The organism is Brevundimonas sp. (assembly GCF_046295775.1).
Lineage (GTDB): Bacteria > Pseudomonadota > Alphaproteobacteria > Caulobacterales > Caulobacteraceae > Brevundimonas.
The window spans coordinates 135477-160690 of sequence record NZ_JBKBML010000005.1; the positions used below are offsets into that span (position 1 = coordinate 135477).

A 25214-nucleotide genomic window follows, 5' to 3' on the forward strand; every position below is an offset into this window, starting at 1 on the left:
CGCCGCAAGGCTCCCAGCTTGACTGTAACCGATTGTGATCGGAATGCGGCGGCGAGGGGTCAGCCCAGCCCGTAACCCGTCCGCGCCGCCTCTATACGCGCAAGCTTGGATTTGAAGATCGACCAGTCGTCATCCGCGTCGATCGCCGCCCAGATGGCCTCGACCTCATCGATCAGCATCTCCTCTGGGTCGGGACGGGCGAAAACGGGGTTTTCCAGCCGCTCAGGGCACTCGGGTTCGTGCTCGAACAGGGCGAAGCGGAAGGCGTCAAAGGCCTCACCCTGCCAGACCTTGCCGCGCGGCCCGGAAAGCGCACGAGCCGAAGACGAGAAGCCGCCGAACCAGTCGAAGAACAGCGGCTCCCACCGTACCGCCTCGCCCTTGTCGCGCAGCAGGGCGAGTGTCGTGTCGACCAGGCGCTGATCCGCCGCCTCGCCCAGCGACTTGACGCCCAACCGGTCCAGGAAGGCGGTGCGCAGGTGGCGGATGTAGGCGGGGCCAAAGCCGTTCAGCGCATCGGTCAAAGGCCCGGCGTCGGCGACCAGTTTCAGGCAACCGGCCAGCTGCGTCAGATTCCAGAACACGGCCTCGGGCTGGCGCGCGAAGGCGTAGAGGCCGAACTGGTCGAAATAGGCGGCGGTGAAGCCCGGCTCATAGTGGGGCAGGAAGCGCCACGGGCCGTAGTCGAAGCTCTCGCCCGTCACATTGAGATTGTCGGTGTTCAGCACGCCATGCACGAAGCCGGCGGCGATCCAGCGGGCGGTCAGACGGGCCGAAGCCTCGACGATGGCGGCCAGAAGGCCGGGCGCGTCGCCGGGCTGGACCTGCGGGTGGTAGAGGGCGCGGACGTGCTCGACCAGGGTTTCGATCTGGTCGGCGCGTTGATGATAGGCGGCCCGCTGAAACGTCCCGAACCGTACATGGCTGTGCGACAGGCGCACCAGAACGGCCGAACGGGTGGGGGAGGGTTCATCGCCACGCTCCAGCGCCTCGCCCGTCTCGACCAGGCTGAGCGCGCGGCTGGTGGGCACGCCCTGCGCCTCCAGCATGGCGGCGGCCAGCACCTCGCGCACCCCGCCCTTCAGCGTCAGCCGGCCGTCGCCCATGCGTGACCACGGCGTCGTGCCCGAGCCCTTGGTGCCGAGATCCATTAGTCTGAGCCTATCACTGGCGCCGCGGGCGCTCGTTGCTTGAGGCCGATCAACGCTGGCATCGACCTGTCGCATCTGGGCTGCGAGGAAGCCGCGGCCGTCGCCCAGGTCGGGGTTGTAGGTGCGGAACTGGTGGCCGTGATAGCGCATGGCGATCGGGCCGGGCTGGCCGGGCAGGGGCTCGAACCGGCCGAGGTGGGCGATCCATTCGGCGTCGCTCAGGGTCTCGAGCCCGACCTCGGCGGCGGCGCGGTCGTTGCGATGACGCAGGATGTGTTTGGGAAACTCCGCCGCCTTCACCGCATCGGCGTAGTCCGGCCCCAGGTCGAAGAAGCGCGGATCGGGGCGGTAGGCGGGGGAAACGGGCATCCCGGCCACATGCGGGTGCGAAGCTTTGTGCGCAAGCGGTTGAACCGTGATCGGTCTTGAGTATTTTGCACCGCAGAGATCAGGCCCGAGCGTCAGTGCGGGTCAGGCCGGCGCCCGGAAACGGGCGAATCCGGTCCGACGTCCGTCGATAACCGGGCGTCACGTCCTGCATCCTGACTTTCGGAGGCCGCCGTGGCGCGCAAACTGACACTCGACTTCCTCAAGACCGAGGCCGCCTCCGGCATGGTGCTGGCCCTGGCGGCCGTGGCCGCTCTGGTGGTGGCGAACTCGCCGCTGGCCGGTGACTATTTCGCCTGGCTCAAGAGCTATCACGTGGCCCAGCTGGGTCCGATCGTGATCGAGCAGAATATCTCCGACTGGATCAAGGAAGGCCTGATGGCGGTCTTCTTCCTGGTCGTGGGTCTTGAGATCAAATACGAAATTCTTCGCGGCGAGCTGAGCGATCCGCGAAAGCTGGCCATGCCCGTGATCGCGGCGGCAGGCGGCATGATCGGGCCGGCCGCAGTCTATCTGGCGATCTCGGGGCTGCTGGGCGGACCGGCCGGGGGATGGCCGATCCCGCTGGCCACAGACATCGCTTTCGCCCTGGCGGTGTTCGCCCTGGCCGGTCGCGGTCTGCCGCCGTCGCTGCGCATTTTCCTCCTGACGCTCGCCATTGTCGACGACCTGGGCGCGATCGCCCTGATCGCCATCCTGTTCAGCGAAGGCGTGGCGGTGACGCCGCTGCTGATCGCGGGCGGCCTGCTGATCGGCGGCGCCGTCTTGGGCCGGATCGGCAAGGTGCCGGCGCCCTTCTGGGTGCTGGGCTTTGCGGCGGTCTGGTACTTCACGGTGCAGGCCGGCCTGTCGACCTCGCTGACCGCTGTGGCGTTCGCCGCCATCGTGCCGGTCAAGCCGCGTCGCGAGGACGGCCAGAGTCCGCTCAAGGAGGCGATGCACGACCTGCACCCCTATGTCGCCTTCCTGGTCCTGCCGCTGTTCGCGTTCGCCAAGGCGGGGGTGTCGTTTGCTGGTCTATCTCTGGAGGCGGCGCTTGCACCCCTGGTCATCGCCATCGCCCTGGGTCTGTTCGTGGGCAAGCAGATCGGCGTCTTCGGCGCCGCCTGGCTGGCCTCGACGCTCAAGATCGGCGCACGGCCTTCGGGGTCGACCTGGCTGCAGGTCTATGGCGTCAGCCTGCTGTGCGGCATCGGCTTCACCATGAGCCTGTTCATCGGCGTGCTCGCCTTCCCCGGCGCGATCGACTCACCTGAGCAGGTCGAGGTCAAGCTGGGCGTGCTGGGCGGATCGCTGCTGTCGATTGTCACGGCGGTGATCGTGCTGTCCATGGCGAGTCGCAGGCGCGATCCGATCGACGACGCGGCGAAAGACCCCAATATCGAGCCGATTTCCGGAAAATATTGACGCAGCGTAACGGTTTTTTGTCGCTTTAGGGTCACAGTTTGGCGGATCGAACGGCGGAAACGCAGCCGTGATCGGGCGACTTCTTGTCGCTGACTCGCGTCTGGATTACGCCAAGGCTTGAGTATCCCCGCCCTCAAGAGCGGGGAGCTGGGATCAGGAAACGCCGCGCCGCCGCGATCCTCGCTGCGCCGGCTTCAGGAGTCGGGGACCGCCTATGCGTCGCACCACAATTCTTCGCCACACCGCCTCGGCCGCCGTCGTCGGCGCCGTCGCCTTCGGCTTTGCAGGGGTCGCCTCGGCGCAGTCGCAGGACGCGCCGACCACAGTCGACGACATCATCGTCACCGCCCAGAAGCGCGAACAGAACCTGCAGGACGTGCCGATCGTGGTGACGTCCCTGAACCAGCAGACGCTGGACAACGCCGGCGTGCGCGACATCAAGGATCTTCAGATCCTGACGCCGGGCATGACGGTCACCTCGACCCAGTCGGAAACCTCGACCACCGCCCGTATTCGCGGCGTCGGCACCGTTGGCGACAACCCTGGTCTGGAGAGCTCGGTCGGCGTGGTCATCGACGGCGTCTATCGCTCGCGCAACGGCGTGGGCTTCGGCGACCTCGGCGAGCTGCAGCGCATCGAAGTGCTGAAAGGGCCGCAAGGCACCCTGTTCGGCAAGAACACCTCGGCCGGCGTCATCAACATCATCACCGAGGCCCCGTCGTTCACGCCGGGTTATTCGCTGGAGCTCACGGCCGGAAACTATGACGCCCTGGGCGCGGCCGGCTCGGTCACTGGCCCGATCACCGAGACCCTGGCCATGCGCCTGTTCGCCGCGCGTCGGGTGCGTGACGGCTTCTACACGGTCGATACCGGCGATGGTCCGCGCACCAACACCGACGATCAGAACCAGGACATGTTCACCACGCGTGGCCAACTGCTGTGGCTGCCGAACGACAACACCTCGGTGCGTCTGATCGGCGATTACACCAAGCGTGACGAATACTGCTGCACCGGCGTCCAGATCCGCACCGGCCCGACCTACCCGTTCGTGGATGGACTGTCGAACGGCACGGGCCAGCGTCCGCCGGTCACCGGCTTCGGCGCCCTGCCGTTCTCGCGCCAGGCCTTCGCCAACCGCGGCACCGGCCAGGAGGTCGAGGACAAGGGCCTGTCGCTGGAAGTCAACTTCGACATGCCCGAGCGTAACATGACGCTCACCTCGCTGACCTCGGTCCGCGACTGGTCCGCCGACATCGGCATGGACATCGACTACACCGGCGCCGACATCCTGTATCGCAATCAGGACGGTCAGTACGGTTTCAACGTCAAGAACTACACGCAGGAATTCCGCCTGGCTGGCCAGACCGATCGTCTGGACTGGCTTGTGGGCCTGTTCGCCACGCGCGAGGACATCGATCGCGGCGACAGCTACTTCTTCGGCGCCGACTACACGCCGTTCCTGTCCTTCCTGCTTACCGCACGCCTGAACGCTGCCAACCCCGCCATTCCGATCAATCCGGGCCGCATTCCTTGCTTCACCGCGCCTGGTCAGACCGCTGCAGGCCTGGGCGCATGCTTGGTCGCAGGCGTCGGGGCCACTGGTCCGGGCTTCATCGTCGGCCAAGGCGTGGCGGACAACTATGAGCAGCGTTCGGACTCGATCGCCCTGTTCACCAACAACACCTGGCGCGTGACGGACCAGTTCGATGTCACCCTGGGCCTGCGCTACACCTACGACAGCAAGTCGCTGGACGCGCTTCAGACCAATCTGAACGGCAACGGCGGCACCTGCGCCGCGGCGATCGCCAACCAAGCGGCCATCGGCGGCGCGCTGGGTGCAGCCAACGCCCCGACCATCATCGGCAACTTCTGTCTGCCCTGGGCCAATCCGCTGTACGCCAACCGGTCGATCAGCGAGGAAGAATCGAACGGCGAACTGTCGGGCACGATCAAGGGCGCCTACCGCTTCAACGACAGCGTGATGACCTACGCCTCGTATGCGCGCGGCTACAAGAGCTTCGGCTACAACCTCGATCGCGTGCAGAACGGCATCACCCCGGTCCCCTCGCTGCTGTTCCCCTCCGAAATGGTGGACAGCTTCGAACTGGGCGTGAAGACCACCCTGGCGAACCGCACGGTCCTGCTGAACGCCACGGTCTTCGATCAGACGTTCAACGACTTCCAGCTCAACACCTTTTTGGGCACCGCCTTCGTGGTGGAATCCATCCCAGAGCTGAAAACGCGCGGCGTGGATGCCGACTTCCTGTGGTTCACCCCGATCGAGGGCCTGAGCCTTGGCGGCGGCGTCACCTACACCGACACCAAATACGGCGACTTCACCGCCAACGACCTGACCAACCCCGGCAACTTCCCGCAGCTGTCGCTGCTGCCGGGCGCTCGCGCCGCGTTCGCTCCCAAGTGGTCGGCTACTGGGCAGATCAACTTCGAGCGTTCGGTCGGCAACGGCCTGCGCGCCGGGGCCAGCCTGTCGGCCAAATATTCGACCGAATACAACACCGGCTCGGACCTGCTCCCCTGGAAGATGCAAGACGCCATGACCTTGGTGAACGGACGCATCTCGTTCGGCGCCGAGGATGAGCGCTGGACCATCGATCTGTGGGGTCAGAACATCACGGACGAGAAGTACGTCCAGGTCGCCTACAACGCGCCGCTGCAAGGCAATGCGTTCCAGACGACCGTTCAGCCGAACGGCACCTTCTACAACCCGGCGCTGGATACCCAGACCTACGACGCCTACCTGGGTCAGCCCCGGACCTACGGCGTGACGCTGCGCCTGCGCTACTGATCGCGGGCAGAGCCTGAAACGAAGAACCGGCCGGGGGCGACCCCGGCCGGTTTTGTTTTGGCGCTGACTACGCCCATCTCAACGGCGACAGACTGACGAGCGCGGGCGACGGGTCACACAGCCGCTGCGGCCAGCCGGTCTTCGCCTCGGCCGTCGTGCCTCTGCCGAGGCGAAGACCGGCTAGGCGTTTGCGCACTTTGAAACGGGCCGGATGCCCGTCGCTCTCCGAACGCGCCAGGGCGTCCGGCGCAGCAACTACTCCACCGGCCGCTCGGGCGTCGCCTCGTCTTCGTGGCCGCGCTGGGCGTGGAAGATGCGGGCCAGGCGGCGCTCGAGGCGAGTCTTGACCCCGTCGATCAGGCTGAACACCACCGGCACGAACAGCAGCGACAGGGCGGTCGAAGTGATCAGGCCGCCGATCACGGCGATGGCCATGGGGCTGCGGAACTCGGTGCCGGGGAAGAAGGCTAGGGCGATGGGGAACATGCCCAGGCCCATGGCCATGGTGGTCATGATGATGGGTCGGGCGCGCTTGTGGGCGGCGTCGACCATCGCCTCGTGCCGGTTCATGCCCTTCTCCATGGCCATGATGGCGTAGTCCACCAGCAGGATCGAGTTCTTCGCCGCAATCCCGGTCAGCATGATGATGCCGATCAGCGCCGGCATGGACATGGACTTGCCCGTGATCAGCAGGGCCAGGAAGGCGCCGCCGAACGACACCGGAAGCGCCGCCAGGATGGTGATGGGGTGGAAGAAGCTTTTGAACAGCAGGACCAGCACCACATACATCAGCAGAATGCCGGTGATGATGGCGAAGGCGAAGCCCTGGCCCAGCTCCTGGAAGCTCTCGGCGTCGCCCGAGGGCTGTTGCGATACGCCGGCCGGCAGATCCCGCATGGACGGCAGCTGATTGATATCCTGGGTGGCCTGACCGATGGTCGTGCCCACCAGCTCGGCGGTGATGTTGGACACCCGCAGCCGGTTGCGACGCTCGATCTGGTTGGGGCCGGCGCCGAAGTCGATGTCGGCCACGGCGTTGAGGGGCACGACGGCGCCCGATGCGGTCGGCACCTTCAGGTTCTGGATGATCGCCAGGTCCGACCGGGCGTCCTCGCGCAGCATGACACGGATCGGCACCTGCCGGTCGCCCAGGTTGAACTTGGGCAGCAGCTGATCGGCGTCGCCCAGGGTGGCGACGCGTGCGACCTGGCTGATATCCTGGGCCGAGACGCCCTGGAGCGCGGCCACGTCGGCCTTTGGCGTGATCAGGATCTCGGGCCTGACCAGCGACGAGCTTGAGATGACATTGGCCAGGCCCGGCATGCCGCGCATCTCGCGTTCAACGCGTGCCGCCGCCGGCTCCAGCGCCTCGGGATCGTCGCTGACCAGGGCGATGGTCAGCAGGCCCGAGCCGCCGCCCTGGACGCCGAACTGAATCCGCGCGCCGGGGATGTCGGCCAGGGCCTGTCCCATCTCGCGCTCGAACTCCTGTTGGCTCAGGGCGCGGCCGCCGGGGTGCAGCAGATTGCCCTTCTGCGTGAGATTGACGGTCAGATTGGCCTTGCGCACTTCGCCCGATCCGCCGCCGCCGGGGCCGAAGCTGACCGTGGCGGAGCCGACCGAGGTGTAGACCGAGCGCACTTCCTCGCGCGCCAGCAGACGGGTGGTGATCTCCTGAACCACGGCGTCGGTCTCGGCCAGGGTCGCGCCGGGCGGCAGCTGCACCGTCATGGACGAGCGCGCCTGGTCTTCCACCGGGATGAAGTCGCCGGGCAGGCGGGTCGCCAGGAAGATCGAGAAGACGAAGAACAGGGTGCCCATCATCAGCACCCAGACGCGGTGGTCGAACAGGTGGAAGACCACCTTGCGCTTGACCCAGCCGCCCTTGCGCTCGGCGCGGGCGCGTCGCACCTCGGCCGGCGCGGAATCGCTCAGAACCCAGTGCACGGCGCGCAGATAGGCGGGCATCCAGAAGGGCTCGCCGTGCTCCTTGCCCTGATCGCGCTTGAGCAGGTAGGCGCCCATCAGCGGCGTCAGCGTGCGCGCGACCAGCAGCGAGAAGACCACGCTGGTGCAGGTGGCGATGGCGAAGGTGCGGAAGAACTGGCCGACGATGCCGGGCATGAAGCCGGTCGGGGCGAACACCGCCACCAGGGTCGCCGTGGTGGCCATGACCGCCAAGCCGATTTCGTCGGCGGCCTCGATGGCGGCGGGGTAGGGCGCCTTGCCGTCGCGTATGTGCCGGACGATGTTCTCGATCTCGACGATGGCGTCATCGACCAGGATGCCGATGGTCAGCGACAGGGCCAGCAGCGAGACCACGTTCAGTGACTGGCCGGTGATGTCCATCACCCAGAAGGTCGGGATCAGGCTCAGCGGCATGGCGACCGCCGCGATGAAGGTGGCGCGCCAGTCCCTCAGGAAGATGAAAACAACGGCAACGGCCAATAGCGCGCCCAGCACCAGCGCCTCGACCGAGGCGTGGAAGTTGTTCACGACGTCGACTGTGGTGTTGGCGACCTCTTCGATGGTCACGTCGGGAAGTTCGGCGTCCAGGGCCTCCAGCGAGGCCTTGGTGGCGTCATAGACGTCGACCTCGGACGAGCCGATGGCGCGCGAGATGCCGAAGCCGACGACCTCCTGGCCGTTCAGACGGGCGCGGCCGCGCGGTTCGGACCATTCGTCGGTGATCTCGCCCAGATCGCCCAGGCGCACGGTGCGGCCGGCGACGGGGATCAGGGTTTCGCGCAGCTGCTCGATGGACTGCGCCGAGCCGACGGTGCGGATGGCCTGCTCCTGAGCGCCGATCTCGCCGCGGCCGCCTGGCAGGTTGATGTTGGAGGCGCGCAGCTGGTTCGACACCTGGGCTGCGGTGACGCCGAAAGCCTCGAGCCGCGACGGGTCCAGCTTGATGCGGATCTCGCGGCTGACGCCGCCGTCGCGGCTGACCTGGCTGACGCCCTGAACCGACAGCAGTCGCTTGGCTAAGGTGTTGTCGACGAACCAGCTCAGCTCCTCGGGCGTCATGCCCGGCGCCCGCACCACATAGTTGGCGAAGGGGATGGCGGTGAACTCGATGCGCTGGACGATCGGTTCCTGCACGTCGGCGGGCAGGGTCTGGCGGATGCCAGCGACGGCGTTACGCACGTCGTTGGTCGCCTTCTCCAGGTCGACGCCCAGGCGGAACTCGATGGAAGTGGTCGAGACGCTCTCGTTGACGGTCGAGGTGATGTTGCGGACCTGGCCCAGGCCCGCGACGGAGTCCTCGATCAGGCGGGTGACCTGGGTCTCCATCTCGGTGGGCGACGCGCCGGACTGAACCACCGAGACGGCCACCACCGGCAGGTCCACGTCGGGGAACTGATTGGTCCGCAGGTTGAAGTAGCTGCCGATGCCCGCGATCGTCAGCACGATGAACATCAGGACGATCGGAATGGGATTCCGGATCGACCAGGACGAGATGTTGTTGAAGTTCATCGCGCGGCGGTCCCGGCGGCGGGAGCAGGGGCGGCTGGCGCTTGAGCCGCGGCGGCGGCCGGGGCTTGGACCCGCACCGGATCACCGTCGCCCAGGAAGCCCGCGCCGCGCACCACGATCCGCTGTCCGGCCTGGACGCCGCCGGTCAGGGCCACCAGCCCCTCCTGGCGTGAACCCGTGGTCACGGGCGTGAAGCGGGCCGTGTTGTCGGCGGCGATGACATAGACGCCGGGCTTGCCTTCGCGGAAGACCACGGCCTCGACCGGCGCGACCAGGGCGGGTTGGGCGCCAGCGTCGATGCTGGCGCGCGCGAACATCCCGGGGCGCAGCGCGCCGGGCGAGGTCAGGGCGATGCGCGCAATGCCCAGCCGGGTTTGGGGGTCGACCTCGGAGGTGACGATGCGCACGCGGCCGGGGGTCTGCCCGGCCTGATCCGAGGCCACGGTCGCGCCCATGCCGGCGCGGACCAGATAGAGGTCGGATTCCGGGATTTGAGCGTCCAGCTCCAGACGCCCGTCGCGCACGATGCGGAACAGTTCGGCGCCCGGCTGGATAATCTGGCCGCGCGTCACGCTGCGGCGAATGACCAGGCCGGCGACGGGCGCGCGGATGGTGGCCTGCGACAGGCGGGTGCGGGTTTCGGACAGGGACGCACGGGCCGCCGCCAGTCCCGCCTGGGACGAGCGTTGGTTGGCCAGGGCCGTGTCCAGAGCCGCCTGGGACAGGAAGCCGCGCTCCTTGAGCTCCTGAGCCCGCGCCAGGGCCGCATCATCGCGCGAGGCGTTGGCTTCGGCGGTCTGCACCTGGGCTTGCTGCTGGGCCAGCTGGGCGCGCAGCAGGGCGTCGTTCATCTGCACCAGCGGTTGGTCCTGACGGACATAGCTGCCTTCGTCGGCCAGCACGGACACGGCCGTCAGCCCGCCGGTCTCGGCGCCAACCGGCACTTCCTCCCAGGCGGACACGCTGCCCGAGGCGGAGATGACGCGCGGCAGGGCCATTTCGACCACGGTCACCGCCGTCACCGAGGCCGGGGCGCCGGCCTGGGCCTTTTCCGCCTCGGCGTCGTTGCCGCCCGCGCTGCAGGCCGCGAGCGCAGCGCCGAGCGCCAGGATCAGAAGTCCGTTTCGCACCGTCACGCCGTATCCCCTGTCGTGAACAAGCTGGAGACGCCTCATTACGCCTTTCGCGCAACGCTCTCAAACGCGTGATCGCTCCATTACCGGGAAGTAATGCGCCGCGCGGATTCCCGCCGCCATTGGCGTTCAGCGGGCGTCATGCTACCCGCCGCCCATGTCTACTCCCCCCATTTCGCGCATTCGGAATTTCAGCGTGGTCGCGCACATCGACCACGGCAAGTCGACCCTGTCGGATCGCCTGATCCAGGTTACCGGCGGCCTGACCGCGCGCGAGATGTCGGCGCAGGTTCTCGACAACATGGATATCGAGAAGGAGCGCGGCATCACCATCAAGGCGCAGACCGTGCGCCTGCACTACAAGGCCAAGGACGGCGAGGACTACGTCCTGAACCTGATGGACACGCCCGGCCACGTGGACTTCGCCTATGAGGTCTCGCGCTCGCTGGCCGCCTGCGAGGGTTCGCTTCTGGTCGTGGATGCGTCGCAGGGCGTCGAAGCCCAGACTCTGGCCAACGTCTATCAAGCCATCGACAACAACCACGAGATCGTCCCGGTCCTGAACAAGATCGACCTGCCGGCGGCCGAGCCCGACCGGGTGCGGGCCCAGATCGAGGACGTCATCGGTCTGGACGCCTCGGACGCCGTGATGTGCTCGGCCAAGTCGGGCATCGGCATCGAGGACGTGCTGGAGGCCATCGTCACCCGCCTGCCGGCGCCTCAGGGCGATGCGGCCGCGCCGCTCAAGGCCATGCTGGTGGACGCCTGGTACGACCCCTACCTGGGCGTGGTGCTGCTGGTTCGGGTGTTCGACGGCGTGCTGAAGACCGGCATGCGGGTCAAGATGATGCAGCACGGCACGACCCATCTGGTCGACCGCGTGGGCGTCTTCCTGCCCAAGAACACGCCTGTGGATCAGCTGGGGCCGGGCGAGGTCGGCTTCATCACCGCCCAGATCAAGGAAGTCGCCCACGCCGCCGTCGGCGACACCATCACCGACGAGAAGAAGCCGACCGCCGAGCCGCTGAAGGGCTTCAAGGAAGTCCAGTCGGTGGTGTTCTGCGGCCTGTTCCCGGTCGACGCCGCCGATTTCGAGGACCTGCGCGCCGCCATTGGCAAGCTGCGCCTAAACGACGCCTCCTTCACCTACGAGATGGAAAGCTCGGCCGCCCTGGGCTTCGGCTTCCGCTGCGGCTTCCTGGGCCTGCTGCACCTGGAGATCATCCAGGAGCGCCTGAGCCGCGAGTTCAATCTGGACCTGATCGCGACGGCCCCCTCGGTCGTCTACAAGATCCAGCAGCGCGACGGGACCGAGATCGACCTGCACAATCCGGCCGACCTGCCCGACGTGATGCAGATCGAGACCATCAGCGAACCCTGGATCAAGGCCACCATCCTGACGCCCGACGAATATCTGGGCGGGGTCATCAAGCTGTGTCAGGACCGCCGCGGCTCGCAGATCGAGCTGAGCTACGTCGGGGCGCGCGCCCTGGTGGTGTATGAGCTGCCGCTGAACGAGGTGGTGTTCGACTTCTACGACCGGCTGAAGTCGATCTCGAAGGGCTATGCCTCGTTCGACTACGAGCTGACGGACTACAAGGTCGGCGACCTGGTCAAGATGAACATCCTGGTCAACTCCGAGCCTGTGGACGCCCTGTCGATGCTGGTCCACCGCGGCCGCGCCGAGACGCGCGGGCGCGGCATGGTCGAGAAGATGAAGGAGCTGATCCCGCCCCATATGTTCGTCATCCCGATCCAGGCGGCCATCGGCGGCAAGATCATTGCCCGCGAGACCGTACGCGCCCTGCGCAAGGACGTGACGTCGAAATGCTACGGCGGCGACGCGACCCGCAAGAAGAAGCTGCTGGAGAAGCAGAAGGCCGGCAAGAAGCGCATGCGCCAGTTCGGCAAGGTCGAGATCCCGCAGGAGGCGTTCATCGCGGCGCTAAAGATGGACGACGACTGATCCGGGGCGGGCGCCGCGCGCTGTGAACCTGATCCGGGGCTGATGCGTTCGCGCCACTGTCGCGCGGCCCGGTCGGTCCTATATGCTCGGCCTCGATCTCAACTTGCAGTCAGTGACGCCCTTGGCCAATCGCCCTTCGCCCTCGACCGTCTGCCTGACGCCCGAGATCGCCGAACTGATCGCCGAAGTCCGCGAGGATGCGGCCGGCGACACCGAAATCCAGATGGATGAGGCAACCCGGCCCGTGGTCGAGGCGCCGCCCGAACCGGCGCCGCATCGCGGCCTGGCCGAAGAGCTGACCTATCGGCTGAACCAGCAGTCCCTCCTAGCGCGCTTCGGCGAAGTGGCGCTGCGAGAGCGCGACCGCGAGGCCCTGTTGGACGCGGCCTGCCGCTTTTGCTCGGAAGGTCTGGCCACCCCCTATTCCAAGGTACTGACCCACGACGCGGTCAGCGACCGACTGGTGCTGGCGGCCGGCGTGGGCTGGCGCACGGCCGTCGAGGGCGTGACTTCGCTGAGCGTCGAGCTGGATTCCCCGGCCGGCTACGCCTTCCAGACCGGCAAGCCCCTAGTGTCCAACCATCTGGACAATGAAGAGCGGTTCTCGACCCCTCGGCTGCTGGCCGACCACGGCGTGCGCCGCGCCATCAATGTGCTGATCCGCCCCGAGATCGACGGCGAGCCCTGGGGCGTGCTGGAGGTCGACAGCCCCGAAGAGGGGCAGTTCGACACGCGCGACGCCCTGTTCCTGGACGCCTTCGCCGCCGTCGTGGGCGCCGCCATCGCACGCCAGGAGACCGAGGTTCGCCTGGTCGCCGCTATCGAGCATCAGGCGCTGCTGACGCGCGAGGTTAGCCACCGGGTCAAGAACAGCCTGGCTTTGGTCTCGAGCCTTCTGACCATGCAGTCGCGCGGCGCCGCCAGCGACGAGGTCAAGGCGGCCCTGAACGACGCCGGCGCCCGCATCCAGGCCATCGGCCAAGTGCACGACCAGCTGTGGCGCGGCACGGATGTGCAGAGCGTGATCCTGTCGGACTTCCTGTGCCAGCTGTGCGAGGCCGTCGACACCGGCAGCACCCTGCACGCGGTGACCTGCGAGGCCGACCACGCGGGCGTGGCGGCCGACGTCGCCATTCCGCTGGGCCTGATCGTCAACGAGCTGGTCACGAACGCGATCAAATACGCCTATGGTTCGGACGGGGGCCTGGTTCACGTCTCCGGCCGCGTCGAGGCCGGGCGGCTGACGGTGGTGGTCGCCGACGAGGGCCGGGGCTTCGATCTGGAAGCCGCGCGCAGCGACCGCAGCCTGGGCATGCGCGTGATCGACAGCCTGGTGCGCCAGATCGGCGGCACGCTGGTCAACCGGCCCGAAGGTCGCGGCGCGCGTCTGGTGCTGGAAGCGCCGACCGCCCTGGCGCAGTGACAGCTCCCGCCCTCCGCCTCGTCCTGGGCGACCAGTTGTCCGCCAATCTGGCGGGGCTGAGCGATCTAGCGGACGGCGACGTGGTGCTGATGGCCGAGGTGCGCGACGAGACCACCTATGTCCGGCACCACAAGCAGAAGATCGCGCTGATCTTCGCCGCCATGCGCGCCTTCGCCGAGAACCTGCGCCAGCGCGGCGTGACGGTGCGCTACGTCGGCTATGAGGATCCAGCCAACACCCATTCGATCGTCGGCGAGTTGCACCGCGCGCTGGACGAGGGCGGCTTCGGGCGCGTGGTTCTCACCGAATGCGGCGAATGGCGGCTGGCGCAGGCCCTGAGCGCCTTTGCCGGGGTCGCGCAGGCGCCGGTGGAGATCCGCGAGGACGACCGCTTCATCTGTTCGCACGACCGCTTTCGACGTTGGGCGTCGGGCAAGCGCGAACTGCGGATGGAGTTTTTCTATCGCGAGATGCGGCGCGAGACCGGCCTGCTGATGGACGGTGACCAGCCCGAGGGCGGGCGCTGGAACTTCGACGCCGAGAACCGCAAGAAACTGCCGCGCGGCGTTCGTCCGCCGAACCGCCTGCGCACCCCGCCGTCCGACATCACGCGCCAGGCGATAGAGGACGTGGCGCGCCTGTTCCCGGATCACTTCGGGGATCTGCACGACTTCGGCTGGCCGACCACCAAGGCCGAGGCGCAGGCCGTGCTGGAGGCCTTCATCGCCGACATCCTGCCCGGCTTCGGGGACTGGCAGGACGCGATGGCCCAGGGCGAGCCCTGGATGTGGCATGGCCTGATCTCGACCTCGATCAACCTGGGTCTGCTGGACCCGCTGGAGGGCTGCCGGCGCGCCGAGGCGGCCTATCGCGACGGCCGCGCGCCGCTGAACGCCGTCGAAGGGTTCATCCGCCAGATCCTGGGCTGGCGAGAGTATGTGCGCGGCGTCTATTGGCTGAAGTCGCCGGAGTACGGCCGACGCAACGCGCTGGACGCGGATCGGGCGCTGCCGTGGTTCTACTGGTCGGGCGAGACCGACATGGCCTGCGTGGCCGATGCGGTGGGACAGACCCGCGCCCACGCCTATGCCCACCACATCCAGCGGCTGATGGTGACGGGCAATCTGGCCATGCTGCTGGGCGTGCATCCCGACGCCGTCGACGAGTGGTACATGGTCGTCTACGCCGACGCTTACGAATGGGTTGAGATGCCCAATACGCGCGGCATGGCGACCTTCGCCGACGGGGGCGTCGTCGGGTCGAAGCCCTATGCCGCCTCCGGCGCCTACATCAACCGGATGAGCGATTATTGCGCCGGCTGTCGCTACGACGTGAAGGCCAAGGCTGGTGACGGGGCCTGTCCGTTCAACCGGCTGTACTGGGGCTTCCTGGAGCGCAATCGCGCGCGGCTGTCGGGCCTGCCGCGGCTGGCCATGCCGTATCGCACCCTTGATGGCTTCGGCGAGGCGCGGCGTCAGGCCTTGATGGACGAGGCCGAGGCGGCGCGTCTGCATCTGGGCGCGACGCGCCTGACCGACGCGGACTAGTTGCGCCGCCGCGCCTCCAGAAGGTCGGACCAGCGCCAGTTGGCCGAGCCCAGGGCAATGCGGGGACTGCCCGGCTGATCGGCCATGGTCAGGACCACTAGGCCGCGCATGGGCGGGGCGCGGCAGGCGGCCGGAGCGAAGGCGACCTCGACCGCTATGGCCTGACGCACGGCCGCCAGGCCCTCGCCGTCCTGACCGTCGCTGCGCAGCCAGGCGCCATTCCACAGCAGGGGCGCGCGGCCGGGCGAGACCTGGGCCTGGACGCGGGCGACCTCGGCGCGGACGCGCGCGGACTGGCGCATCTTGTCCTGCAGACGGGCGATCATGTCGCATTCCCCGCCTCCGCCCGATCCGCCGCCGGAACCCGAGCCGACGCCGGCGCCCGATCCCGTGCCCGAGCCGCCGGAACCCATGCCGGACCCTGAACCGGCGACGGCCGCGCCAGCCAGCTCGGCCGCGCTGACCGAGGCAGGCGGCGAGGGGCGGGGCGATGGCTCGGCGTTCAGGCTGGCGGTGACCGGGACGGGCCGGGTCGGCGTCTGGGGCGGCGGTTCCGGCTCGGGCTGAGGCTCCGGTGCGGGCGTCTCGGCCTCCACCGCCCCGGCTTCCGAGCCGCCGCCGTCCCCCAGGTCCGGCGCGGGCGGCTGAAACGGCTTCTCCAGCTGAATCAGAATGGGTTCGGGCGCGATCGGCGAAATTTCTTCGGGGCGCGGATACAGCAGGATCAGTCCGGCCACGCCCAGGTGCAGACCCGCGCTGAACGCGATCGCGAGCGCGCGCGAGCGACGGCTCCGGCGAACAGAAGTCCTTGAATGGTCCGACAGATCATCCATGCAGCCCACAGCAGGACCAGCCCTCCGCGTCAGCAAAATGGCGAAGCGTGCAAGAACGCCGTGCGGTCAAGCTAACGGTCAAGCTGCCCTGATCAGGTCACAAGCCGGTCATGACGCGGCCCCGAGTCCCTCGGCACCTGTAATGCAAGCGCGATGACATGGATTTGCGCCCCGATAACGAAGGAGTGACTACCTTGAAGCGATCGACAATCCGGGCTGCTGCCCTGACGGGTGTTGTGCTGGCTTTCGGCGTGACCGCGTCCGGCTGCGCCAGCCATCGGTTCGTGCGTGACAACATCGCCGTGGTGGACGCGCGCGTCGACCAGACGGACGCCAATGTGGCGCGCGTCGAAGGCACGGCCGGCGAGGCGCTGCAACGCGCCAACGCCGCCCACAAGCTGGCCGAGGGCAAGTTCCTCTATGAGGTCGTGCTGTCGGACGACTCGGTCAAGTTCCCGGTCTCGGGCGACTCGCTGTCGCCGGAAGCCGAGCAGCGCCTGACGGAATTCGCTCAGCGTCTGAAGAGCGAAAACCGCAACGTCTATCTGGAAATCCAGGGCCACACCGATGCGACCGGCCCGGATCAGGTGAACCGTCAGCTCGGCGAGCAACGCGCCGAAGCGGTGCGTCGCTTCATGAGCCAGCAGGGCATCGCCCTGAACCGCATGGCCACCATCTCGTACGGCGCCGAGGCTCCGGTTGCGCCGAACAACACCCGCGACGGCCGCGCTCAGAACCGCCGCGTGGCGATCGTCGTCCTGAGCTGATCGACTGTCAGTAAAGCGTTGAAGAGGGGCGGTCTGTCAGGACCGCCCCTTTTTCGTGGTTGGGCCTACTTCGCGCGCGCTTCCTTCAGCTCGTCCTCGACCGCGTCGAAGGTGCGCACGACGGCCTCGCCCGGCGCGGCGTCCAGGCGGCTGACCAGCAGGATCGCCAGGAAGCTGAGGACGAAGCCGGGCACCATCTCATAGATGACGCTGGACAGGGTTTCGCCGCCGGGCAGCACAGGCGCATAGATCCAGAACAGCACCGTCACAGCGCCTACGATCATGCCGGCCAGGGCGCCGTTGCGCGTCATGCGACGCCAGGTCAGCGACAGGATGACCAGCGGACCGAACGCCGCGCCGAACCCGGCCCAGGCTTGGGACACCAGCGACAGCACATTGCTGTCGGGGTTGTTGGCCATCAGGATCGCCACCAGCGCCACGGCCAGCACCGCGCCGCGCCCGACATTGACCAGCTCGGTCTGACTGGCGCCGCGGCGCAGGAAGATGGCGTAGAAGTCCTCCACCAGCGAGCTGGACGACACCAGGAGCTGCGACGAGATGGTGCTCATGATCGCCGCCAGGATGGCCGCCAGCAGGAAGCCGGTCACCAGCGGATTGAACAGCACGTCCGACAGGATGATGAAGATGGTCTCCGGGTCCGAAACCGGCAGGCCCGTGCGCGTGGCGTAGGCCAGACCGGCCAGGCCGGTGCCCAGCGCGCCGAGGAGGCACAGCAGCATCCAGCTCATGCCGACGTTTCGCGCGGCCGGAACGTCCTTGACCGACCGAATGGCCATGAAGCGCACGATGATGTGCGGCTGGCCGAAATAGCCCAGGCCCCAGGCCAGGGCCGAAATCAGGCCGATCAGAGTGAAGTCGCGGAACACGTTCAGCAACTGCGGATCGACCGAGCGCACGGTCTCGGTCATGCCCTCGACCCCGCCGACGTGGGTCAGCGCCACAATCGGCACAATCAGCAGAGCCACAAACATGATGCAGCCCTGGACGAAGTCGGTCAGGCTGACGGCCATGAAGCCGCCGATCATGGTGTAGGCCAGGACGACGCCGGCGGTGATCCAGAGGCCCAGGTTGTAGTCGAGGCCGAACGAGGTCTGGAACAGCTTGCCGCCCGCCACCAGGCCGGACGAGGTGTAGAGGGTGAAGAAGACCACGATCACCAGCGCCGAAATGATCCGCAGCAGCCGTGACCGGTCGTTGAACCGCTTGTCGAAGTAGTCTGGCAGGGTGATCGCGTCGTCGGCTCGAGCCGTATAGACGCGCAGTCGGGGCGCGACGATCAGGTAGTTGGCGAAGGCGCCGATCACCAGGCCGACCGCAATCCAGGCCGACGACAGGCCGGTCAGGAACATGGCGCCCGGCAGACCCAGCAGCATCCAGCCGCTCATGTCCGAGGCGCCGGCCGACAGGGACGTGACCCACGGCCCCAGCTTGCGGCCGCCGAGCATATAGCCCGAGACGTCGCTGGTGGACTGGCGCCAGGCATAGACGCCGATGCCGAGCATCAGCGCGAAATACAGGGCGAGCGAGATGATCGTTCCAGTTTCCATGCGGCATGGCGTAGCAGGACGGCGGCCGCGCTGGCCACCCCTTCGCCGCAATCGGCCATTGACCCGCCTGGTCCAGGTGGCGAGTCTGCCCCATCAGCCTCGGAGACGCCCATGCCCGCCGACCTGCCCTCCGCCACGACACGGGTGCCGCGTCTAGCCGTGCTGATCGATGGCGAGAACGCATCCGCTCGGATCGCCGAGGTTCTGTTCACCGAAATCGCCACTATGGGCGAGGCCTCGGCCAGGCGTATCTACGGCGACTCGGCCAGCCCGGCGCTGAAGGGCTGGGTCGAGGTTCTGCCGCGCTGGGCGATCCAGTGGCAGCAGAACTTCCAGAACACCAAGGGCAAGAACTCGGGTGACATAGCCTTGGCGATCGACGCCATGGACCTGATGCATTCCGGCCGGTTCGACGGCTTCTGCCTGGTGTCTTCCGACAGCGACTTCACCCGCCTGGCGGCGCGAATCCGCGAGCAGGGTCTGCCGGTTTACGGCTTCGGCGAGCGCAAGACGCCCGAGAGCTTTCGTCAGGCCTGCACGCGCTTCATCTACATCGACAACCTGATGACCCCCACGGCCGAGACCGGGGCGGAACCCTCGACGCAGAACCAGAGACGAAAGCCCTCCGAGGCGGTCAAGTTGATCTCGGCGGCGATCGCCGACATGGACGAGGACGGCGACGGATGGGTCACTTTGGGCGGCGTCGGCAGCCGCCTCAGGAACGCCTATCCAGACTTCGACACACGCACCTACGGCTGCGCCAAGCTGTCAGACCTGATCCGGGCCGTGCCGCGGGCGCTTGAGATACGCACCCACGAAGGCCGCGCGCCCATGGTGCGGGTCAAGGGCTGACCGCCCAAGGTGCGTCAGGCGGCGCGGGCGGTGGCGGCAGGCTCGATCGGCGATTCTGCCGCGGGTTCTGATTGCTGAACCGGGCGCCGTATCGGCAGGTCGACGGTCACGACAGTGCCTTGGCCCGGTTCGCTGGCCATGGCGAAGGCTCCCCCGTGCATCTCGATTAGCGATCGCGTCAGGGCCAGACCCAGTCCGGTGCCCTGGGTGGTCTTCGAATGCTGGCCCTCGACCTGTTCGAACGGACGGGCTAGTCTAGCCAGATCGCCAGGCGCGATGCCGATGCCGGTGTCGATCACCTGAATGCGCACGAAGTCGCCGTCGCGCCGCGACAGGCGCACGACGATGGCGCCGCCCTCGGGCGTGAACTTCACCGCGTTTGAAATCAGGTTCAGCATCACCTGCTTGCATCCGCGCTGATCAGCCTCGATCTCGGGCAGGTCGCCGTGGCCGTGCGCGGGGTCCAGGGTCAGCTTCAGGCCGGCCTCCTGAACCTTGCCGCGCATCAGGCGGATAGCGTCCTCGCATACGGCTTTGAGCGACACCGGCTCATAGTGCAGCCGATGCTTGCCGGCCTCGATCTTGGCCATGTCCAGAATGTCGTTGATCAGGCTGAGCAGATGCTGGCCCGACTTGTGGATGTCTGCGGCGTAGCCCTTGTAGCGGGCGTCGCCCAGCGGCCCGAACATCTCGGCCTGCATGATCTCGGAGAAGCCGTTGATGGCGTTCAGCGGCGTGCGCAACTCATGGCTCATGTTGGCCAGGAACTCCGACTTGGCCTGATTGGCCGCCTCGGCGCGCGTCATGGCGACCTCGTATTTCCGCGCCAGCTGGCTCAGCTTCTCCTGGCTGGCCTCCAGGCGATCGACCATCAGCCGCAGATGGTCCGCCGCCTGACGACGCTCGGCTTCCTGACGCTTGACCGCGGTGATGTCGGCCGCGGTGACGACCGAGCCGCCGTCGGAGGTGAAGCGCTCCACCATCTGCAGCCAGCGCCCATCGTTCAGTTCGACCTCGCGCGCGCCGGCGCGCCCCCCGGCCCCCTTGCCGTCCGACTTGATGGCCAAGGCGGCGATGCGGTTCAGTTCGTCTTTCTGGGCGCCTTTGCGCACCACGTCGGGGCCGAAACCGAAGGCGTCGATGAAGGCGTCGTTCCACAGCACCAGCCGACCGTTGCGGTCGAACAGGACGAAGGCGTCGGACACGCTTTCGATGCCGTCGCGCAGCCGCAGTTCGGCCGCCTGAGCCTGGGCCTTGGCGCGACGGGCTTCAGTGATGTCCAGGGCGATGCCCAGGATGGCGTCGAACCCCTCTTCGCCGCGCGGCCCGCGCGACTGACCGCGCGCGTCAATCCAGCGGGCCTGTCCGTCCTCGCCCCTGACGGGAAAACTGACCTCGAAGGCGCCATAGGCCGAGGCCTGGTCCAGCGCATGGACGACGGTCTCGCGATATTTCGGATGGATCAGGTCGGTGACGGTCTCGGCCGGATAGGCCCCACCGCGCGGCAAGCCCAATAGACCGGCCATATAGTCCGAGACGGTGACTTCGCCGCTCTCAAGGTCCCATTCCCACACGCCGCATTTCGCACCTTCGACGGCGACACGGAAACGTCGCTCGCCGTCTGCCCACATCTGGCTGGCCTGGGCTTGGCGATGCTTCTGGATCAGCACGAGACTGAGCACGGCCAGACCGAGCAGTAGGGGCGCGGCCAGAACCCAGACATCGTTGAGCAGGGCCGCTGGCCCCGCCCGCAACGGCGCCGTGGAGACAGCGCTCACCCCTTCGGCGCTCCGAGCGCCGGCCACGGTGGCCGGGCTGTCCCCGTCACGCAGCTGGGGCGAACCCAGCCGGGAGGCGCTCTCGGCGTCCAGGCCCATGACAGCGTCGGTGGTTTGGCCGACCCAGGCGGTCTCGGTTGCGGCCAGAACGCGGCCGTCGCGCACCAGGCTGATGGTCGCATCGGTTCGGCTGGGCGCGGGCAGGGCCGGCAGTCGGGCCAAGACGGCCCCGCCGCCCTCGAGCCCGCGCCGCACGAGCACAGCGTTTCGATCGGCCGAAGGGCTCAAATCAGCGGGCGCTTCGCCCAAGGCGGCAAAGGCGTCCGACCTAGCGCCGACGACGGCCTGGACCTGTCCTTGCGACGAGACCACGGCGAAGGCGGCGGCGCCGTCCAGGGCGCGCGCGCGTTCGACGGCCTGGACAGGCTGGCCCGGACTGGCGGCAAGGGCTTCGGCCGCAGCCTCAAGGGCGGGGCGCGCGGCCTGAAGACGGGCTGTAGTGAGGGCGGCGGCCAGGCGCGCGTCCTGATGCAGGACGGCGGCGCCCAGCGTCTCCGCCTCCTTGGCCGGACGGGCCAGCTCTCGCGCGAACAGCAGCACGTAAGCGGCGACAGCCAGCGCGATCGCCAGGATCAGGATGCGCGCCCAGGCGGGCGGTCCCTTTATCCCGCGATCGGAGCCGCGTCGGCCTCCGCTCGTGCGGCGTTCAGCCCGCAAAACACGCTCCTCCCGACGATTCGACGTCGAGGTTGAATCTAGGCTGCGTCGCGGATTCGTGTCGAGGGCGAAACCGGATCAAGCCGCGTCGGCGGGCCTCGGCAGACTTTCCGGCGCGGGCGCCAGAACGTCGGTCGCCTCACGCAGGGTCGCGCGCGCTCGTTTCGCCAGCTCAAGCAATTCAGCCGGCGCATCGTCAGGATGATCCGAGACGAAGTCGATCATCTGGGCCGCCAGCGTCATCAGGCGCGGCGCGATGGCGATGACACGGGCCTGCATTTCGATCCGGGCGGGATCACGGTCGTATTCGGCGCCAGGCACGCGCCAGCCGCCCCAGTCGGCGGTGTCGGTCACCACCACGGGATAGGAGCCGGGCTGCGGGTGGTGAGCGCAGTCTTCAAGCGGCTGCCACTTGTTGCGGGCGCGCAGCAGGCGCCAGTCACCCATGTCCGACACGGCTGGATCATCGGTAGGCAATAGGAGCTCGTGAGCCAGGAAGTCGCGGCCCAGGCCGACGTCGTAGGTCACGCGCACGGGTTCTTCGAAGCCGGCCGCCCAAACCGGACAGACCTTCTCTATGTGGGCCCAGGCGCCCACGCACTCGACCCAGACCTTCTGGCCCTTCTGAAACTGCGCGCGCGCCATGGTTCATCCTTCTCGAGACGATCAGGATGAACGAAGGGCGTTACGGCCCGGTGTGGCGAGAGGGTTAGCCGCGCCTTAACGCGAGCGCGAAATGTCCTCCAGCGCCTCGCCCGCATACTTCTCCTTCACGCGGGTCGACAGGTCGCCCAGCGAGACGACGCCGACCAGACGGCCGTTCTTGTCGATCACCGGCACGCGGCGGATCTGGCGCGAGGCCATCAGGTCCAGGGCGGCCTTCAGGTCCTCGTCGTCGCGCACGGTCAGGGCGTTGCGGCTGACGAACTCGCCAACCGTGGCCGTGGGCATGGCGCCGGAGGCCACGGCGCGGACCGCGATATCGCGATCGGTCAGGGTGCCGACCAGCTGCTCGCCGTCGGCCACCGGCACGAAGCCGAAATCGCCGTCGGCCATGCGTCGCGCGACCTCCTGAAGGGTGTCTTCGGGACGGGCGACGTGGACGTCGCGGGTCATGAGGTCACGGACTTTCATGGCAGGCTCCTGACAGACGAAAGGGGGTTCCGTCGCCAGAACCCCCTCGCACGGCTCAGGTTCCGTTTGGGCGTCTCAGCGCACGCCCAACTCGGCCAGCAGGCCGGTCATGCCGTAGACGTCGCGCAGGGCGGTGGTCACCGCGCCGGTGGTGACGATCACGCTGCGATTGACGTTGCGGTCATAGCCATAGGCGTTGCGCTGGGTCAGGACGGTGGAATCGAAGTTGGCCCCCACGATGTCGCCCGCCGGGGTGACAACCGGCGAGCCGGACGATCCGCCGATGGTGTCGGTCGACACCGCCATGTTCAGCACCGTGTCGCCGTCGATCTGCTCGCGCGCCGCCAGCAGCTTGGGCGCAACGTCGAACGGCGCGGCGCCGGTCGCGCGGTCCCACAGGCCGGCGAAGGTGGTGAAGGCGCCGAAGCGCTGGCCCGGCACGTCCGTGCCTTCGATCTGGCCGTAGGTCAGTCGCAGGGTGCCGGTCGCGTCCGGATAGACGGTGTCGCCATAGGCGGCGAAGCGCGCGGTCGCCAGGGCTTCGGACGCGCGGTCGGTCGGGGCCTGAACCTTCTCCTCCCACTCCGCGCGGATGGCGCGTGTCGGCTCTTGGATCGACAGCAGATAGCGGATCATCGGGTCGTCGGACGCCTGGATCGCCTCAAGCCCGCCTTCCCACAGGGCGCGGCGCACCGCCGGATCGGCGAGGCGCGTGCCCTCGACCAGGCTGGCCGACAGTCCCTCGGGGCTTTCGCGGCCCAACAGGGCGCGGACGCGCGGGTCGTCGACCGTCAGCCACTCGCGGGTCTTGGACAGCCACCATTCCAGCCGCACCTGCTCCAGCGCCGGATAGATGGGGCGCTCTGCCAACAGGCCGGACTGCACGCCGGCCAGGCGGCTGTCGGCGAACTCGGGCAAGCGCTCGGCCGAAGGCTTGGCCCGCTCCTGCGCGCCCCGAACCAGGGTGCGGGCATAGGAGAACAGCTGCGACCCGCCGGCGACCGGCGTGGTGCCCAGACCCGTGCCGCCTTCCAGCAGCGCCATGGCGGGGTAGAGCTCACGCAGCGTCGGCTGCACCGCCTCCAGCTGGCCCCAAGGGTCCGCCGCCTGGCCTGGATTCGCCTGAGCATAGCGCTGCATGAAGTCGACCTCGGCGGCGGCCTTCATGGTCATGAAGTTGGCGTCGATCAGGGCCGCCATCCGGCCGCGCCCGCGCTTGTAGGTGTTCTCTAGCCCGACGATCGGGTCCATAGCCTCGAAAGCCTGGCGCTCGCCCTCTTGGGAGTAGCGGATCAGTCGGCCGCGCAGCTCCGAAGCAATCAGCTGGTCCAGCGGCAGGACGACGTCGCGGATGGAAGCCAGCTGCTGCATCGTCAGCAGGCGCTGCGTGGCGCCGGGGCTGCCCGACAGAAACACCGGCGCGCCCTCGGTCGGCTGGTCAGCGTTCCAGCGGAAATGGGTGGGCGTCGCAGCCGGGGCGCCGTTCTCGTACAAACGGATGAACGCTGCATCGATGGCGAAGCGGGGGAAGGAGAAGTTGTCCAGGTCGCCGCCGAAGGTCGCGGCGCGATCCTCGGGCGCCCAGGCCAGGCGCACGTCGGTGTAGCGCTTGTAGCGATAGAGCTTGAACTGTCCGCCGCGGTACAGGCTGACGACCTGGCAACGCGCGTCGGCGGCGTCGCCGCACTCGGCCTCGATCCGGGCGGCCTCGGCGTCACGGGCGCGGGTGAAGGCCTGGCCCGACAGGCCCTCACCGGCCTTGTGCATCCGCTCGGTGACATCGACGATTTCGGTCAGGATCTCGGCCGAGCCGCCGGGGCATTTCAGCTCTTCCTCGCGGCTGCGCGGGGTGAAGCCGGTCTCGGCGTAGTTCACCGCCTGGGTCGACAGGTTGGCCACGCAGGTGGCGACGCAGTGGTTGTTGGTCAGAACCAGGCCTTCGCCCGAGACAATCCCAGCCGAACAGCCGCCGAACTTGGCCGACGACAGGCGCACGCGATCCAGGAAGGCTTGGTCGATGTTGGTCCCCAGCGTCTGATTGGCGCGCGCGATGGGGAAGTTGTCGAAGGTCCACATGCCCTCTTCGGCCGAGGCGGAGGAGGCTGCGAAAGCGATGGCGGCGATTGAGCCGGCGAGAAGAAGCGGGCGCATGGGCACTCCTGGAAAACGGACGATCCGCAGGCGGCGGGCCGCCGTTTTGACCCGCTTGCGACGCCGGGGCAATGGCGCGCACTTGCCCTGAAGCCCGACGCCCGCCAAACCGGCGGG

At 67.9% G+C, this 25214-nt stretch carries 16 protein-coding genes; 7 read left to right on the forward strand and 9 right to left on the reverse strand.

What is annotated here, in order from left to right; all coding sequences use genetic code 11:
* Positions 1–59: 59 nt before the first annotated feature.
* Positions 60–1520 carry a protein adenylyltransferase SelO gene (locus ACK4I0_RS05255; protein WP_409608696.1) on the reverse strand — a complete coding sequence of 487 codons (1461 nt, stop codon included), beginning with the start codon at positions 1518–1520 and terminating at the stop codon, positions 60–62.
* Between the two features lie 192 nt (positions 1521–1712).
* Here ACK4I0_RS05255 and nhaA point away from each other — a divergent pair, with 192 nt between their 5' ends.
* Together nhaA and ACK4I0_RS05265 are read left to right on the forward strand one after the other, a co-directional pair.
* Positions 1713–2945: a Na+/H+ antiporter NhaA gene (gene nhaA, locus ACK4I0_RS05260; RefSeq protein WP_409608698.1), complete on the forward strand. Its 1233-nt coding sequence runs from the start codon at positions 1713–1715 to the stop codon at positions 2943–2945.
* A gap of 214 nt (positions 2946–3159) precedes the next feature.
* Complete coding sequence (locus tag ACK4I0_RS05265) at positions 3160–5751, forward strand: TonB-dependent receptor (RefSeq protein WP_409608700.1); 2592 nt, start codon at positions 3160–3162, stop codon at positions 5749–5751.
* A gap of 255 nt (positions 5752–6006) precedes the next feature.
* On the opposite strand, the gene ACK4I0_RS05270 is transcribed toward ACK4I0_RS05265, so the two are convergent.
* Together ACK4I0_RS05270 and ACK4I0_RS05275 are read right to left on the reverse strand one after the other, a co-directional pair.
* Entirely contained in the window at positions 6007–9228 is a 3222-nt protein-coding gene (locus ACK4I0_RS05270) for an efflux RND transporter permease subunit (RefSeq protein ID WP_409608702.1), read from the reverse strand.
* Positions 9225–10364 (reverse strand): efflux RND transporter periplasmic adaptor subunit, encoded by a 1140-nt coding sequence (locus ACK4I0_RS05275; RefSeq protein ID WP_409608704.1) that lies wholly within the window; start codon positions 10362–10364, stop codon positions 9225–9227. The genes ACK4I0_RS05270 and ACK4I0_RS05275 overlap by 4 nt, the downstream gene beginning before the upstream one ends.
* 154 nt (positions 10365–10518) lie before the next feature.
* On the opposite strand from ACK4I0_RS05275, the gene lepA reads away from it, so the two are divergent.
* The 3 genes from lepA to ACK4I0_RS05290 all read left to right on the forward strand — a co-directional run bounded on the left by lepA (position 10519) and on the right by ACK4I0_RS05290 (position 15297).
* Positions 10519–12327: a translation elongation factor 4 gene (gene lepA / locus ACK4I0_RS05280; RefSeq protein WP_409608706.1), complete on the forward strand. Its 1809-nt coding sequence runs from the start codon at positions 10519–10521 to the stop codon at positions 12325–12327.
* A 121-nt stretch (positions 12328–12448) separates the two neighbouring features.
* On the forward strand, positions 12449–13750 hold the full coding sequence (locus ACK4I0_RS05285) for a sensor histidine kinase (RefSeq protein ID WP_409608708.1): 1302 nt from the start codon (positions 12449–12451) through the stop codon (positions 13748–13750).
* Complete coding sequence (locus tag ACK4I0_RS05290; protein WP_409608710.1) at positions 13747–15297, forward strand: cryptochrome/photolyase family protein; 1551 nt, start codon at positions 13747–13749, stop codon at positions 15295–15297. The genes ACK4I0_RS05285 and ACK4I0_RS05290 overlap by 4 nt, the downstream gene beginning before the upstream one ends.
* Here the strand turns inward: ACK4I0_RS05290 and ACK4I0_RS05295 are convergent.
* Positions 15294–16034 carry a hypothetical protein gene (locus ACK4I0_RS05295; protein ID WP_409608712.1) on the reverse strand — a complete coding sequence of 247 codons (741 nt, stop codon included), beginning with the start codon at positions 16032–16034 and terminating at the stop codon, positions 15294–15296. The two genes, ACK4I0_RS05290 and ACK4I0_RS05295, sit on opposite strands and share 4 nt — an antisense overlap.
* A 290-nt stretch (positions 16035–16324) precedes the next feature.
* Here ACK4I0_RS05295 and ACK4I0_RS05300 point away from each other — a divergent pair, with 290 nt between their 5' ends.
* Complete coding sequence (locus ACK4I0_RS05300) at positions 16325–16897, forward strand: OmpA family protein (RefSeq protein WP_409608714.1); 573 nt, start codon at positions 16325–16327, stop codon at positions 16895–16897.
* A gap of 65 nt (positions 16898–16962) precedes the next feature.
* Here ACK4I0_RS05300 and putP read toward each other — a convergent pair whose 3' ends face one another.
* Positions 16963–18465, reverse strand: coding sequence for a sodium/proline symporter PutP (gene putP, locus ACK4I0_RS05305; protein ID WP_409608716.1), 1503 nt, complete (start codon positions 18463–18465; stop codon positions 16963–16965).
* 111 nt (positions 18466–18576) lie between these two features.
* Here putP and ACK4I0_RS05310 point away from each other — a divergent pair, with 111 nt between their 5' ends.
* The gene (locus ACK4I0_RS05310; protein ID WP_409608718.1) at positions 18577–19317 is read left to right on the forward strand and encodes an NYN domain-containing protein; all 741 of its coding nucleotides are present in this window, start codon (positions 18577–18579) and stop codon (positions 19315–19317) included.
* A gap of 14 nt (positions 19318–19331) precedes the next feature.
* Here the strand turns inward: ACK4I0_RS05310 and ACK4I0_RS05315 are convergent, their stop codons facing one another.
* The 4 genes from ACK4I0_RS05315 to ACK4I0_RS05330 form a co-directional block, all read right to left on the reverse strand.
* Entirely contained in the window at positions 19332–21812 is a 2481-nt protein-coding gene (locus ACK4I0_RS05315) for an ATP-binding protein (protein ID WP_409608720.1), read from the reverse strand.
* A gap of 78 nt (positions 21813–21890) precedes the next feature.
* Complete coding sequence (locus ACK4I0_RS05320; protein ID WP_409608722.1) at positions 21891–22457, reverse strand: hypothetical protein; 567 nt, start codon at positions 22455–22457, stop codon at positions 21891–21893.
* A 75-nt stretch (positions 22458–22532) separates the two neighbouring features.
* Positions 22533–22946: a CBS domain-containing protein gene (locus ACK4I0_RS05325; RefSeq protein WP_409608724.1), complete on the reverse strand. Its 414-nt coding sequence runs from the start codon at positions 22944–22946 to the stop codon at positions 22533–22535.
* A gap of 75 nt (positions 22947–23021) precedes the next feature.
* Positions 23022–25097, reverse strand: a complete 2076-nt coding sequence (locus ACK4I0_RS05330; protein WP_409608726.1) for a S46 family peptidase — start codon at positions 25095–25097, stop codon at positions 23022–23024.
* Positions 25098–25214 lie beyond the last annotated feature (117 nt).